We start from the raw sequence: 14,822 nt of genomic DNA, 5'->3' as shown, positions 1-14,822 counted from the left end.
CCGTTATCTCCTAAAGCGTGTCGTAGTAATCGCGAATGTGTTGCGTTTCACGATAGCCCGTCTTCTTCATGTCTTCTTTCGGCATTTCAACCGTTTCTGAAGCAGTTGCCACCTTCGTTGTTCCAGCGACAACAGCACCCGCTACGGTTGCAGTTGTTAAGCCTTTGAGTAAGTCCCTACGGCTCGTGTTTATTTCTTTATTATCTTTCATCATTGCTTCCTTACCTTGCGGTAGATCTTTTTGGAGGCTTAATGCCCCTCTATCGATATAATCGCGTACTGCTCGATTACTCGTAATCAGTGACGTTTTTCACATCAATCTTTAATTTATGTTTACTGCTTTTTGTATTAACGCTAAAACGCACTTGCTCTAACGTTAGGAATGCTTCACACAGCTGAGCTGCCGATTTGTAGAAGTTCGCACTTTCTGCACTTTCAAGCTGACGCGTAAAAGAGTTGAACCAAGGGCCAAGATGTTTATTGAAAACGGCTTGTTGAAGCGCTTCTTCTTCACCGGTTAGCATTGCCATTACTTCACACAATGCAGCTATATGATCTTCTGGCTCTTTCACTTGATCATCACGTTCAATGCCTAAAAGCTCTAAATCATGACGAATCTCTGCTAATGGTTTTTCCATCATGGCGCCAGTTCTATGCCAAGAACCAAATGGAACAATCTCTCCACGGCCAATGCCAATGAACAGATCTTGATATTCGTCTTCTAACGCTTCACGATTTGATTCTGTTGCCGCTTGTTGAATGGCAATCCAAGCTTTTTGCATTGCACTCTCAGACGCTTCAATGTCTAACGTCTTTAGGAAATCAATGACCTCTTCAGAAGGTGCGCTACGGAACAATGCAGAAAGAACCAAATAGATTTCAGTTCTTAGTGTCTGTTCTTGCTTTAATTCTTTTGCGAGCTCAGGCTCTTGTGCCTGATCCAAATTAGTATCCAATGCCAACTCCTAGTATTTCAATTGATTCAATGGGTCTTGAGCCATTGAGTCGAACATGTCCACTACACGACAGTCTTCACACATCGCAATACGATTAATCGCAGTTTCATCTGAAAAATGAGAGTGACCGCGTAACTTGTTCTGTAACATGTCAATCATAGACTGTGGAGCGAATGGCTTATGGCAACGTAAACATTCCGCCGCTTTCTCTTCATGAATCACAACCGCTTGTTGACGTTCTTCTTTCACCCAATTCATACGAGGTGTCAGAGTGAGAACATTCTCAGGACATGCCTTTTCACACAGACCACATTGAATACAGTCTTGTTCTACAAACTTAAGTGATGGAGAAGCACCGTCGGTATGAAGAGCTCGTGTAGGACAAACCGCAACACAACTCATGCATAACGTACAATCTTTGCTTTCACACGAAACCGTGCCGTATGGTGCATTCGAAGGAAGTTCAACGATATTCTCGACAGGAATGCGAGATGAAGACATAGCATCGAGTGCAGTGAATAGACGTTGACGTTTGTTGCCTTGAAGATCGCCAAGTGCAAGGTCGAAAGAATCAACGCACAGTGTTGGAGGCCCTTCACGGAGAGATTCTAAATACAGGATATCGATGGTTTCTTTTGGAACACCGATTTGGTCTAGTAGCTCTTGAGCAATCCCTACTTCGTTATTCAGAACACGAATGATCGTCTCTGGCATAAAACGAGAAGCAGCAAACAGAACCTGAGTCGCCCCATTCACTAGCGCTGCAAACCAAGTATCAATACCAATAGAAGGCAGTTCTTCAACCACTATTGGAATCACGTTATCTGGCAGTGCTTTTAGCGCCATTACATTGTAAGTCTCATGACGAGAGCTACAGATAAGTACGATTGGATCCAGACCGCCCGCATGTTCATAGTTAGCTAGCGTACGTTCAATGAACTTTTGAGTATCGTCAGGGTTTGGAAGCGCATAGGTAATCGCTTCTGTAGGACAGCTTGTTGCACAAGTTCCTACGCCTTGACATAGATAAGGGTTAATCTCGATCTTGTGACCTGTTTTGTCTGAGCCTTCACTTGATAGTGCGCCAGCAGGACAAGCGTCAACACAACGTTCACACCCTTTTACGCCACGAGAACTGTGCGCACAAAGGTCAGTGTCTAAACGGAAGAACTTAGGCTTATCAAATGTGCCCATTAGCGTCGGAATCTCTTCCAGTGCTTCGGCCAGTTTTGGATAGCCACGGCCTACTGGGTAATAACCCGGTACAGGCACTTCTTCTGTCATGCAGCTATTCAGACATAGGTCTAGAACAACATCGAAACAATCGTGATTAATCGCGATTTTCGCCAAGTTGCTTGATGTGCCTTTACTCTCAATCACAACTTCAAACGTGCCAAGGAAACCGGATACTTGAACCGAATTCGCGAAGTACAGTTCTGGGTTTTTGCCCTTTTCGCCGTCTGTCGACAATAAGGTTAAGCTCGTCAATTGAGGTAATTGAGCCGCAGCACTTTCAATGATCGCAGTTGGACCAATAACAAGAGTGTTACCGCCGCTTTCGTAGCTAACAGTAGGTGGAATCAGATTTGTTAACTCAACTGTATTTTCAAATGCATACAGTCTTGCTTTAGCGTTATTTGAAGTTGCTTGTTCTAATAATTGTTTAAGCATTGCTCAGTTCCATCTTTGGACATGGATAATCTGTTCAACCTTCATTGTAGTAAGCGATAGAGAACTTGCTGAGTAATCCGTTAACAACTAACCCTTTAGCCAGTGTCCCGCTCGTCAGACTATGAATTCGTCTATCTACAAAAAAGTTGATAATAAACGTTATTTAGCAAATGCCATGCCAATTTAATAAACCTTATATATCAGTAATTTAATCTTTTATAGCGTTTATTGTGCGTATAAAAAAACCGCTTGGGACATTTTGTCGCAAGCGGTTCATTGAGTATTTAGTCAAAATGTACCTATTCTTTGTGTGGTATATTTTGTCCCATCTCTCTCAGGTCAGCTTCGTCTGACATTGTAGCGTTATCATCTGATACTGTGTTTTTATACAGTTCTTTTTCTTGTTCGGTTATTTCGGCACTTTCTGACGTTTCAAGTTCATTATCAGACACATCGAGATCGCTTTCAGAATTTTCTAAAACTTCACCTTCGTCTTTATTATCAATGAGTTGTTCTTCTTCTGGCGCAGTTTCTTCTTCCGTTTTGTCTTTAACCCAATCACGCAAGGTTTCCGCTACCCCTTCAGAAAGAGACTTCAAATTACTGTAATCGTCGTCGTAATCATCTAAACCATCACGAACGTTAAACTCTTCGGATAGAAATAATTTACGCAATGCGGCTTTTTTTACGCTTTCTGATGCTTCTGATACCAATAATTGAGCAACAGACAAGTCTTCAGTGGTTTCTGGTGCGGGATCTTGAACGTCAGCAGCATGAACTTCTTCATTGGTTTCTAAAGCATCACTCTCTAAAGACTGAGGCGCTGCTGCTTCGATTTCAGACGAAAGATCAGCAGGCGAAATCTCAGAAGATGAAGAATCAGAGGAAGTGAGTTCTGTTGCTTCCAGTGTTTGCTCTACTTCCAAAGGTTCGTCGGTCGATTCATCAAGCTTTCTCTGAGACCAGCGGCTGAAAAAGTTAGTTGCCATTAGATCTACCCGCACCTTTACGTTTCTTACGTCTTGCTTCTAGCAACTCACCATGACGGCCGATGAAGGCTTCCATCCAAGCCTGTACGGGCAAAGGAATATCGTAAGACAACACTTGATTGTCACCGTCCATGTATTGCCCTGCAACGGTTTGTGATGCTGTAAGTAACTGAATAACTGGCTTTACACCAGAATCGACATTATCCATCACTAAGAAAAGCTTAGGTTGCTGAGAGCTTAGGTTGAAACGATAGTCTGTACGCTCGTCTTTATGTAATTGGAGTAAACAAACGTCTTGGGCATCGTCTTCTGACGACAGTTCAAACCCCGTCAATTCCCATTGCGTCGTTACCCAGATACCTGTTTTGATCTCTTTCTCTATTCTTCGGACACCTATCGGCCAAGCTGCTTCTGTTTTTTCATATTGTTCTTTGAATTCTTTTATCTCAGACATACTTCACCCAATTGATTTTCTTTGGTCTGAATGTGCTTAGGACATTTTGTACTTAGCTCAATCATATAAGCGCTATAAAGCAATAAACACGCCAATACGGATTAACTGCGAGAGCGTATCTATAGCGTTCGTTATCAAGTTGTCACTATAACGTTAGTCGATACTGGTTATTTCAGACAACTCGACTCGGTGAACTCTCATATTTTGCGCTATTTTAATCGAATGCTTCATGTTTTCCTGAATACCCGTTATTTTGGAATAAGATTTGCTTTAAGCATGAGTTAAAGAATCGATGAACAAGATCGGCGTTAGACCCTCTTGTTAACTTCTTATCTCTTAAAATCGCTATCTCATTAAGTAGGACGTGACTGTGGTAAAACCAAACATAATAAAAACTAGCGAAAACCCACTTCAGACAATCGAAGTTGAAGTGTTTGATGAATATGGTGAGAAGCTAACCAAACAGATCGCTTGTGAACGCCCTCTTACCGTTATGTTGAACTGGAAAGAGATCGTAACCCTGATGACGCTCGGCTCACGCCCTGAATCTTTAGTCTTGGGGTATTTGAAGAACCAAAGCTTCCTTTCTGACCCTGAAGCGGTTGAATCTATCATCATCGATTGGGAAACCAGCTCTGCAGCGGTTATCACCAAAGAAGATACTAGCCAACTTGAGCAAGCGCTTAAGAAGAAGACGGTGACCTCTGGCTGTGGTCAGGGCACCATGTTTGGTAACGTGATGAAGCAGTTGGAAGATTACCAAGTGACTCAGACCACAATTAAGCAATCTGAAATTTACACGGCTTTAGAAGCACTGACTCATTACAACGACACCTACAAGAAAGCTGGCGCGGTACATGGTTGCGCTGTTTGCAAAGACGACAAGGTTCTATCGTTTGTTGAAGATGTTGGCCGACACAATGCCGTTGATACATTGGCTGGTGAGATGTGGCTTAACAAAGAAGACGGTACAGACAAGATTTTCTACACCACAGGTCGCCTTACCTCGGAAATGGTCATCAAAGTAGCGCAGATGGGTATTCCTGTTCTGCTATCACGCTCTGGCGTAACACAAATGGGCTTAGACTTGGCTCAGCAATTTGGTATTACGACCATTGCTCGCGCTAAAGGCCTGCGTTTCCAAGTGTTCACTGGCGCAGAGAAGATTGAATTCGATGTAAAAGGTGAACAAGCTTTATCTGAAAGCTAGGTTCAAAAGCCCTGTTCATGCCTAATTAAAGCTGATTTTAGGCGAACGATATAGCTAAACAACAATGCCGCTCATAACCTTGATGAGCGGCATTTTTTATTTGTTCAAAGTTTATTTCAAGATATGCCTAGTAAGCTATATAGCTTGGAGGTTTCTATCAACGGTGCCCACTGATTTTTGCTTGTAGATAAATAACGGCTCCCTCGACCTTAGTTGTAAACGAATCTTGCTTTAATAACCTTATAAGCTATTAGTTACATATTCATCATTTAAATATTTCAATTAATTACAAAATAAATATGAATATCAACGTCACTGGCTTAAAGGGAATTAACCATGAGTAATCCATCGGAACCTCAGCGTCGTTCGCTGTCTCTTTCAATACGCAGTAAATTTATTCTAATCAACCTCACCCTGTTTGTTTCAGTCTTCATATACGCCATTTACGAACAGTTCAGCTTAGACAAGCTTGAATCCTTGGAACGTGCTGCGACTGAAAACCTCAGGAGTTCAGTTGACTTGCTAACGCTCAGGAGACACGAAAAAGATTTCTTGTCTCGCCACGATCAAAAATACGCAGAACGTTTCGATATAACCGCCGACACATTGAATCAAAGATTGGTGACGTTGAACCAGACTCTCACCTCGCACGAGCTGCACCTGTCTGACCAAATGACACGGATTTCGGACACTCTCCATCAATATCAAAAGCAATTTCACCAAATCGTCGAACAAGTAAATAACATTGAACGTACGACCGAACCTTTAGGCTTTGTCGCTGCGTTAGATGGCAAAAGAACCGCGTTAAAATCAGCGATCGAATCTGAATCGAGTTTGGCTTTAGAGCTTGCGCTGTTAGAGTTGATTGAAAAAGACTTCCACTATCTCGCTCATATTAATGACCAAACACATATGGCGTTAGCGAGTGCTCTTAAAGAGTTTGAACCCTACTCTCAAACGTCGGTTGCGACAGAGCAAGCCTATTCGGATTACAAAGCTGCGGTTGAAACGCTTCTGTTGGCTAACACCAATTTAGGTTTATCGGCAGAACTCGGTCTTAGAGGCGCCTTACGTAGCAACGTCCACAAAACAGAACAAGCTATTGAAACGGTACAAACCGAGATAAGCCAAGCCATCACAGCGGCGAGTACACATACCAAAAATACATTGCATCTATTTGGTGCCGCCATCGTCGCTCTGCTCTCTTTATTATTGGTGTTTATTGGTCGCAACATACTTGCGCGCATCAAAGCGATAAACGTGATGATGGAATCAATCGCCAGTGGAGATGGTGACTTAACCGTTCGCATGAATGCCAAAGGCAATGACGAACTCGCACAACTTGCTCACTCGTTCGATACCTTCATCAATAAACTGCACGGTAACATCAAAGAGCTATCCGGCGTGATGACGGTGTTGACCGATAGTTCGTGTAGCTCTGAAGAAGCGGCAATCAAAAGTATGAGTAATGCTGAGAAGCAGAAGCAACAATCTGAATCAGTAGCTACGGCAGTTAATGAGCTGGTGATGACCAGTAATGAGGTGACGGCAAACATAGAAAATGCGGCGATGAACGCTGAGAAGATCAAAGACAATGCACATCAGGCGTTACAAGAAACCCACGCAACCAATGACAGCATTAATGTGCTGGCAGAGAACATTGCAGAATCTCAAAACCTAATTGTGCAGCTTGAAGATCAGAGTCGCGAAATCAATCAAGTCGTTACTACGATTCAAGGCATTGCGGAACAAACTAACCTACTCGCGCTAAATGCAGCGATAGAAGCTGCGCGTGCTGGTGATCATGGACGCGGGTTTGCAGTCGTGGCCTCTGAAGTCAGAGAGCTTTCGCTAATGACTAACGATTCAACCCATCAAATTGAATCGACCATTCATGGCCTAACGTCTGGAATAGCAAAAACGGTCGCTAAGATGTCGGTAAGCCTAGAACAAACGGGGTTAGTTAAACACCAAACCAAAGATGTGGTAAATGCGATTGAAGGGATACACTTTCAAGTTGGAGAGATGTTCGACTTAAACAGCCAGATTGCCACGGCGTCTGAAGAGCAATCCATGGTTTCAGCGGACATCGATCGGAACATTACCGATATCGCTCATTTAGCCAGTGATACTCATACCGTGGTTTCAGGGTCAGTTCGTTGTAGTGAACAAGTATCGAACGTGAGTGTGAAGCTTGAGAAGATTGTGGCGCAGTTTAAGTATTAATGAGCAGTGTAAGTATTGATGAGTAAAGGTATTTGCGACCAACCACTCGGCGTTTTTTAATACAAAGAGATTGATATAAAAAACTGATATGAAAAACAAAAGGCCTCTATCTTATTCATAAAGATAGAGGCCTTTTTAATCAGGGATACGTACTAACGTTGTACTACGTATTCATGTTTAATGTGTACTAAGCGCGTGCTTTCAAGAACTCAGCGTAAGTACCGCGGAAGTCGTTGATCTTGCCGTCTTTGATTTCAAGAACACGAGTCGCTAGAGAGTCTACGAATACACGGTCGTGAGATACGAAGAACAATGTGCCTTTGTAGTTCTCAAGAGCCAAGTTAAGCGCTTCGATAGATTCCATATCCATGTGGTTTGTTGGTTCATCCATTAGCAGGATGTTTGGTTTGTGCATCATGATCTTGCCAAGAAGCATACGACCTTGCTCACCACCAGAGATAACCTTTACAGATTTCTTGATATCGTCTTGGCCAAACAGCATACGACCTAGGAAGCTACGAACAACTTGCTCGTCTTCGCCTTCTTGACGCCATTGGCTCATCCAGTCAAACAGGTTTAGATCTTCTTCAAAATCATGTGCGTGATCTTGAGCGTAGTAACCGATGTTTGAGTTTTCAGACCACTTATATTCACCAGTACGCGCTTCTAGAGCACCCGCTAGTGTGTTAAGTAGTGTTGTTTTACCCACACCGTTCTCGCCGATGATAGCAACACGCTCACCAACTTCGAAAATCGCATCGAACTTGTTGTATAGGTCTTCTTCAAAACCTTGAGATAGGTTTTCAACCACAAGCGCGTTACGGAATAGCTCTTTAGACTGTTCGAAACGGATGAATGGGTTTTGACGGCTAGACGCTTTTACTTCATCTAGTTGAATCTTGTCGATCTGTTTAGCACGAGATGTCGCTTGTTTCGCTTTAGATGCGTTAGCAGAGAAACGAGAAACGAACGTTTGAAGTTCAGCAATTTGTGCTTTCTTCTTCGCGTTATCAGAAAGTAGACGTTCGCGAGCTTGTGTCGCTGCTGTCATGTACTCATCGTAGTTACCAGGGAACAGACGAAGTGCGCCGTAATCAAGGTCAGCCATATGTGTACAAACTGAGTTTAGGAAGTGACGGTCATGCGAAATGATGATCATTGTGCAGTTACGTTGGTTTAGCGTATCTTCCAACCACTTGATGGTGTCCATGTCCAGGTTGTTCGTTGGTTCGTCAAGAAGCATGATATGCGGGTCTGCAAACAGTACTTGAGACAATAGAACACGAAGTTTCCAACCCGGTGCTACTTCGCTCATTAGACCGAAGTGCAGTGATTCTTCAATACCTACAGCAAGAAGAAGCTCACCTGCTTTCGCTTCTGCCATGTAACCGTCCATTTCAGCGAACTGAACTTCAAGATCAGCCACTTTCATGCCGTCTTCTTCGCTCATTTCAGGCAAAGAGTAAATGCGGTCACGCTCTTGCTTGATCGCCCAAAGCTCTTTGTGACCCATGATAACCGTGTCGATTACCGTGAATTCTTCATAAGCAAACTGGTCTTGGTTTAGCTTAGCAACGCGCTCATTTGGATCGTAGCTTACGTTACCAGCACTTGGCTCAAGTTCACCAGAAAGGATCTTCATGAACGTCGATTTACCACAGCCATTCGCGCCGATTAAACCGTAGCGGTTGCCTTCGCCGAACTTAACTGAAATATTTTCGAAAAGTGGCTTAGCGCCGAATTGTTGGGTGATATTTGCTGTGGAGATCAATGCCGTTACCTTTTTAATGTGAAAAACGCCGCAACGTTACTTCTTCGGGGCTTTAACTGCAAGTCTTGATTGCAATTACTCGCCATTAAGTGAGTGATAACCTAGCCAAATCATAGTTTGAGCTGACTCACATTTTTGATTTTCTATTTGTCGTTAAAAAACCATCTACTTTCAGGAAAAACAAAATATCGAACAGCACCCCATAATGGGCGGTATATAACGTCCCAAATCATGCCAACCATTGAATATATCGTATACTGATTGGTCACAGTAAAGCTAACCCGATAAAAGCAACAACAGACATAGGCAAGACTAGCCTAATCTCTGACAATTTCATGACAAAATCAGCCAAAACGGGAATAAAGTACTCGCCCCTGATACGGGGTTGGATTTCACAAAGTAAGATTAACTAACTATAGTAATCCTAACCTCATAATTCTAAGAGACTTTTATGCGTTCACTTTCGCGCTTCTTAATCTTCACTTTGGCCATTCTCTCTTGGCCGAGTCATGCCAACTTGGAATATGACTTACAATCTCAGCCTCAGGTCTCTAATACTGCTGTAGATCTGGATAAGCGTATTGATTCCCTACCGGATCCCCTCTTTATGGAGCAGTCGGACAGACGCCAAGTCAACATTTTACTTGCTGAAGTTCTGCGAGTTCAAAAGCTGGAAATCAAAACCTTCGAGCAACAGGTAAAAGCTTATAGAGATAACAACGACGCCGATCAATGGTTTTCCGTGCAAACGAGCTACGTAACATTGAATAGCTTGAACGTAAGTAAACAGCATCTTTTAGAGCAGACAAACTCCGCGAATAAAGAGCGCTTAACCGGTTTTGGCCCATACGGCGTGACTCAATTTAAACAAGAGTGGGAATTAACCAAGCTCAATATTGAGTATCTTGTTTACTTCCAAATTCGTAGCTTTAAAGCACTAATTAAAGACATTTTTATTTCTCCAGTGCCTGTCATTTGGGCTTCTCTAAAGGTGCTGTTCATTTACTTCGGTTTAGTATGGTGGCTTGCCAACAGCACTCGCTTGATTGAGTTGTTTCGAGTTAACTTTCTCGAAGCGAAAACGAAGCCTCCTTTTCTGGTTCGTGTGATTTGGTATATCAGCCGCGCTGAGCGTGCGATTGCTTGGTTAATCGCTATCACACTTTCTTTGAGAGTGCTTTCTAGCATCCCTAGCCTGCAGCACCTGATTTTCCTAGAAATATTCACGTGGTGGATTCTAGGTGGCTCGATTGCTATCAGCTTTATTCTTGAATTTGCGTATCGCTTGGGTCGCACATCAAATCAAGAAGTCATCGCGCTGAGACTATCGACTATTCGTCGCTATGTTTGGAGTATTATTGTTGCAGGTCTGACTTTGCAGATATCGAGCATCACACTGGGTAAAGGCACCATTTACAGCTGGATCTACAGTGCGCTGTTTTTCTGGTTCGTGCTGGTCACGATATCGGTACTGAGATTATGGAGAGCGAAAGTCTTCGATACGCTGCAACACATATCTGATCGTCCGGTGTGGGTTAACTGGGCGGTAAACCGTAAGGAAACCTTCTTACTTAATATACTGGCGACGGCAATTGGAATCGTGTGGTTGAGTGTTTACAACTTCCAACATCGAATCATGGCATTGCTTTCTAGTTACACGTTGTTTAGTCAAGCATTAGCCTATCTCTTTCGAATCGAAGTGGCTAAGCAGTCTGATCTTGATAAAAACCAACAAAACTTGGTTCGAATCAAAGGAGACAAAACCTATGAGTACATTCTGCCGGGTAATATCGATAGCACCTTAATTGATTACGCAGGCGATGAGGTTAAGCAACTCTCTCGTTACTTGATGTCGGACAGCCCTGCTATTTGTATTGTTTCAGGTGAACGTGGTGTGGGCGCGACAACACTGCTCTATACCTTGCTGCATAAAGTCTCCAACGCAGAGCCTGTTTACGTAAGTTGCCCTTACGCGGGTTACCAAGAGCTCTTAGCGCATCTAGCCGTGAGCATCGGCTTGGAAGAAGAAGCGACTGAGATTCAGATCTTGGCGCACCTTCGTAAAAGCAAGACCACGTACTTGATTGCGATCGACAATGCACAGCGATTGGTTAAACCAATGGTTGGCGGCCTGTCTGATTTGATCCGTTTAACCAACCTACTGCGTCGCTCTAAAAAGAACCACCGTATCGTGATTTCGATTGCTAAGTCGAGCTGGCGATTTGTTGATAGAGCGCGTGGTGAGCGTCTGCTGTTTGACTTGGTGTGTTTCCTACCTCGTTGGACAGAGAAACAAGTCGGTGAGCTTCTAAATAGCCGTATCAATACGGAACTTGAAAAGCCGTTATCGTTTGATGGTTTAGTTGTCCCTAAACAGTGGGACCAAGATGACATGAGTGAAGAAGAACGCGCACGCCAAGGCTTCTATCGAATCTTGTGGCACTACTCTGATGGCAACCCTACCGTTGCGCTGCGATTCTTTAGGCTCTCTTTGAACCGAAATAAAGAGACAGATCAAGCCGTGGTGCGTTTGTTCCATGTTCCTGAAGCACAGGAACTCGAGAATATGCCAAAACCTATGCTGGCTGTACTTCGCTCTATCGTGCAATTGGAAATAGCTTCTCCGGAGGTGTTGTCTGAATGTACTCAACTGAGCATTGCAGAGATAACCGGGATTCTACGTTATTTTGAAAGCCGTGGTTATATTGGTTGGCATGAAGAAAAGGCTCGAATTTCTGAGCACTGGTTCCGCCACATTACAAACGTTCTCGACCGTCAACATCTACTGGTGAAGTAAAATGAAGAAGTTATTTATCCTACTATTTGTTGGCTTGGCAAGTGCTGTCAGTTTCCCGACCTTTGCGACGGAAGAGTTAGCTAACGTAGAAAACATCTCAAAGATTGCGAGTTTGGTGCGTTGGAGCGGTGTGTTCTTCTCCATGATCGTTATTGCCGCAATGTGGTTGTTACTTAAGTTCATCAATTCGTTGGTGTCCAGTTTTGGTAGTCAGTTCGTGCAATATCGAATGCTGCTACAGAAACTGCAGTCATTTACTCAGTTCTTTATTTACGTGAGCACCGGCCTTATTGTGTTCATGATGAGTTTTCGAATCAACGATCAAATACTGGCTTTGATTGGTGGTACCCTCGCCGTGTCGGTCGGCTTTGCGCTTAAAGACTTGGCTGCGTCATTCATTGCTGGTATCACGGTGATGATTGATAGACCTTTTCAAGTTGGTGACCGCGTCACGTTCGAAGGTAACTATGGCGACATCATTACCATTGGTTTGCGTTCTGTTCGAATGAGAACCCTGAACGACGACATTATCACGATCCCGAACAACAAGTTCTTAAACGAAGTAACGACCAGTGGTAACTATGGCGCGCTGGATATGCAGGTGGTGATTCCATTTTATGTCGGTATGAATGAAGACATCACCCTAGCCCGTGACTTGATTCAAGAAGCGGCGTCTTCAAGTCGTTACATCCACTTGCCGAAGCCTGTTACGGTTCTAGTCAAACAGACGATTACGGATAATTACTTGGCGATACAGTTAACTTGTAAGGCCTATGTGGTCGACACGGCGTATGAGAAGCTGTTTGAAACCGATATTACCTTGCGTGTGATGAAAGAGTTTAGAAAACACAATATCAACCCTCCGAAGATTTCAGTGACTGCACATTAACAAGATTGGCTTAACGCGCTTCTTTTTCTTAACGCTCTTCTTTTGTTGAGCAAGTTAACAATCCAGTCATCTACAAACAAAAACACCTCCGAACTTGTCTCAAGTGCGGAGGTGTTTTTTTATGAGGTTTTCGCTTAGACCTTAAAGTACTTTAACTGATCAGTAAGGTGTTCTGTAGTGTTGGCCATTTTCTGGCTATCCTCAGCTAACGACTGTGAAGCTTGCAATACTTCGTTAGCCGCCAGATGAATCCCAGTGACACTTTCACTCATTTCGGTTGCTACCGTGCTTTGTTGCTCCGAGGCGGCGGCGATCTGCGCGACCATGTCGTTAGCGTTGTGAAGCTCATTCACAATCACATCGAGTTGTTGGCGAGTTTCGTTAGACGCGACAACACTGTGATCGACTTTCTCATTGCTGCTTTGCATTGCTTTAAAGGTACGCTCGGCTTGCTGAGTCAGTTTTTCAATCGTCGATTGAACTTCATTGGTTGAGTTTTGAGTGCGGCTTGCGAGGTTACGTACTTCATCTGCGACTACCGCGAACCCTCTTCCTTGCTCACCTGCTCGGGCTGCTTCTATTGCCGCATTAAGCGCTAACAAGTTCGTTTGCTCAGATACATCACGTATCACGCTCACCACTTGGCTTATCTCTGTGACACCAGATTGTAAGTCTCTGACGAGATCATTCGCGGTCGAAATGTTTTCTGAAACCTGAGATATGGTTTTAGACGTTACTTGCATGTTCTGGTCGTTCTGGTTTGCGTGCTCGACAACCTTATTGGTGCTTGCGGCAGTATTTTCAGCATTAACAGCGACATCAGAAATGGTGGCACTCATTTCTGTCATTGCCGTCGATAGCAACTCAAGCTGTGCATGTTGTGAGTTAACACTGGTCGCAGCCTCTTCACTGGCTTGTGCAATGTGACTCGCCATGTTGCTGGATAAACCTGCTGATTCATTCGCTGTACGAAGCGTGCTTTGTAACTTGTTGAGCATGGTATCAATTTGATTACTCATATCGCCCAGTTCATCTTTACGTGTCATGTTCATGCGTACACGAAGATCCCCATCGGCAATCTTATGGGTGTTGTCGATAAGCTTGTTAAGTGGCACAAGGATATTGTTAGAAATCGCGTAGCCCATAGCAAACAACAGGCCTGATAATACAACCGCGACCAGTCCTTCTTTGAGCGCTAGTGCATAGAAAGCGTCTTGAATATCCGCAACTAAGATTCCCGAGCCAACAATCCAATTCCACTCAGGGAATAGCTGTACATATGAGATCTTGTCTTTGAGTTCACCTTGCGGGCTCATCCATTGATAATCAAGAAACCCTTTCTCCTCAGGGGTACGTGAAATGGTGACCATCTCACGCCAGTGGTGTTTACCTGCACCATCTTTAAAGTTACCTGCGTTCTTGCCATTGAGTTCAGGTTTTAATGGATGGATAACAACGTTGAGTTGTTGGTTTAAGATCCAGAAATAATTGGTGGTGTCGTAACGAAGCGTTTCAATTGCTTGCAGCGCTTGTTTCTTTGCTACTTCTTCACCGAGCACGTTACGTTGGCTGTAATAGTAACTCGCTAAGCTGACCGCGGTTTCGACTTGAGCACTGAGTTTATCTTGGCGCTCTTGCATTGAGCTTTCACGTTGTTGCATTAGGTTGAAAGATGACGCCATTACCAATAGAACAACCGATAAAATGACGATGGAGATAAGTTTTGATTTAATAGATAGATTACTTAATTTCATAGCTGACTGACTTTATTATATTTTTTGATTATGAATTTGGGGTCAATGTATCAAAAATCCGTACAGTTCAGATGATATGCATCAAGATCAAAAGATATACACTGT

11 protein-coding genes are annotated in these 14,822 nt (G+C 43.5%); 4 read left to right on the top strand and 7 right to left on the bottom strand.

The annotated features are described in order from the left end of the window. Positions 1 to 10: 10 nt before the first annotated feature. The 5 genes from NX845_RS03330 to NX845_RS03310 all read right to left on the bottom strand — a co-directional run bounded on the left by NX845_RS03330 (position 11) and on the right by NX845_RS03310 (position 4,070). Positions 11 to 211 (bottom strand): twin-arginine translocation signal domain-containing protein, encoded by a 201-nt coding sequence (locus NX845_RS03330; protein ID WP_260256525.1) that lies wholly within the window; start codon positions 209 to 211, stop codon positions 11 to 13. Positions 212 to 287: 76 nt separating this feature from the next. Further along, a complete protein-coding gene (locus NX845_RS03325) occupies positions 288 to 956 on the bottom strand; it encodes a molecular chaperone (RefSeq protein WP_004733730.1) in 669 nt (222 codons plus the stop codon). 9 nt (positions 957 to 965) lie between these two features. Next, the gene (locus NX845_RS03320; RefSeq protein ID WP_017087794.1) at positions 966 to 2,627 is read right to left on the bottom strand and encodes a 4Fe-4S dicluster domain-containing protein; all 1,662 of its coding nucleotides are present in this window, start codon (positions 2,625 to 2,627) and stop codon (positions 966 to 968) included. A 299-nt stretch (positions 2,628 to 2,926) separates the two neighbouring features. After that, a complete protein-coding gene (locus tag NX845_RS03315; protein ID WP_260256523.1) occupies positions 2,927 to 3,616 on the bottom strand; it encodes a DUF3306 domain-containing protein in 690 nt (229 codons plus the stop codon). Then, positions 3,606 to 4,070: a DUF3305 domain-containing protein gene (locus tag NX845_RS03310; RefSeq protein WP_260256522.1), complete on the bottom strand. Its 465-nt coding sequence runs from the start codon at positions 4,068 to 4,070 to the stop codon at positions 3,606 to 3,608. Before NX845_RS03310 ends, NX845_RS03315 begins: the two co-directional genes overlap by 11 nt. A 370-nt stretch (positions 4,071 to 4,440) precedes the next feature. Between NX845_RS03310 and fdhD the strand changes: the two genes are divergently transcribed. Together fdhD and NX845_RS03300 are read left to right on the top strand one after the other, a co-directional pair. Then, positions 4,441 to 5,280 (top strand): formate dehydrogenase accessory sulfurtransferase FdhD, encoded by an 840-nt coding sequence (gene fdhD / locus NX845_RS03305; protein ID WP_260256520.1) that lies wholly within the window; start codon positions 4,441 to 4,443, stop codon positions 5,278 to 5,280. Between the two features lie 336 nt (positions 5,281 to 5,616). Then, positions 5,617 to 7,506, top strand: a complete 1,890-nt coding sequence (locus NX845_RS03300; RefSeq protein ID WP_260256519.1) for a methyl-accepting chemotaxis protein — start codon at positions 5,617 to 5,619, stop codon at positions 7,504 to 7,506. A 187-nt stretch (positions 7,507 to 7,693) separates the two neighbouring features. On the opposite strand, the gene NX845_RS03295 is transcribed toward NX845_RS03300, so the two are convergent. Continuing rightward, the gene (locus tag NX845_RS03295; protein WP_017077249.1) at positions 7,694 to 9,277 is read right to left on the bottom strand and encodes an ABC-F family ATPase; all 1,584 of its coding nucleotides are present in this window, start codon (positions 9,275 to 9,277) and stop codon (positions 7,694 to 7,696) included. Between the two features lie 451 nt (positions 9,278 to 9,728). Between NX845_RS03295 and NX845_RS03290 the strand changes: the two genes are divergently transcribed. Beyond that, on the top strand, positions 9,729 to 12,074 hold the full coding sequence (locus NX845_RS03290; RefSeq protein ID WP_260256518.1) for an ATP-binding protein: 2,346 nt from the start codon (positions 9,729 to 9,731) through the stop codon (positions 12,072 to 12,074). Position 12,075: 1 nt separating this feature from the next. After that, positions 12,076 to 12,963, top strand: a complete 888-nt coding sequence (locus NX845_RS03285) for a mechanosensitive ion channel family protein (RefSeq protein WP_065682422.1) — start codon at positions 12,076 to 12,078, stop codon at positions 12,961 to 12,963. 134 nt (positions 12,964 to 13,097) lie between these two features. On the opposite strand, the gene NX845_RS03280 is transcribed toward NX845_RS03285, so the two are convergent. Next, positions 13,098 to 14,717, bottom strand: coding sequence for a methyl-accepting chemotaxis protein (locus NX845_RS03280; protein WP_065682421.1), 1,620 nt, complete (start codon positions 14,715 to 14,717; stop codon positions 13,098 to 13,100). Between the last annotated feature and the right edge of the window lie 105 nt (positions 14,718 to 14,822).

This window comes from Vibrio sp. NC2 (assembly GCF_025195005.1).
GTDB lineage: Bacteria > Pseudomonadota > Gammaproteobacteria > Enterobacterales > Vibrionaceae > Vibrio > Vibrio splendidus.
The sequence above is the reverse complement of the archived record's forward strand: the minus strand, read 5'-3'. Positions and strand labels throughout refer to the sequence as shown.

Bases quoted from the DNA above. Each gene is read 5' to 3' on its own strand.
- NX845_RS03330 (WP_260256525.1), bottom strand. From the start codon at position 211: ATGAAAGATAATAAAGAAATAAACACGAGCCGTAGGGACTTACTCAAA.
- NX845_RS03320 (WP_017087794.1), bottom strand. From the start codon at position 2,627: ATGCTTAAACAATTATTAGAACAAGCAACTTCAAATAACGCTAAAGCA.
- NX845_RS03315 (WP_260256523.1), bottom strand. From the start codon at position 3,616: ATGGCAACTAACTTTTTCAGCCGCTGGTCTCAGAGAAAGCTTGATGAA.
- NX845_RS03310 (WP_260256522.1), bottom strand. From the start codon at position 4,070: ATGTCTGAGATAAAAGAATTCAAAGAACAATATGAAAAAACAGAAGCA.
- NX845_RS03300 (WP_260256519.1), top strand. From the start codon at position 5,617: ATGAGTAATCCATCGGAACCTCAGCGTCGTTCGCTGTCTCTTTCAATA.
- NX845_RS03290 (WP_260256518.1), top strand. From the start codon at position 9,729: ATGCGTTCACTTTCGCGCTTCTTAATCTTCACTTTGGCCATTCTCTCT.
- NX845_RS03285 (WP_065682422.1), top strand. From the start codon at position 12,076: ATGAAGAAGTTATTTATCCTACTATTTGTTGGCTTGGCAAGTGCTGTC.
- NX845_RS03280 (WP_065682421.1), bottom strand. From the start codon at position 14,717: ATGAAATTAAGTAATCTATCTATTAAATCAAAACTTATCTCCATCGTC.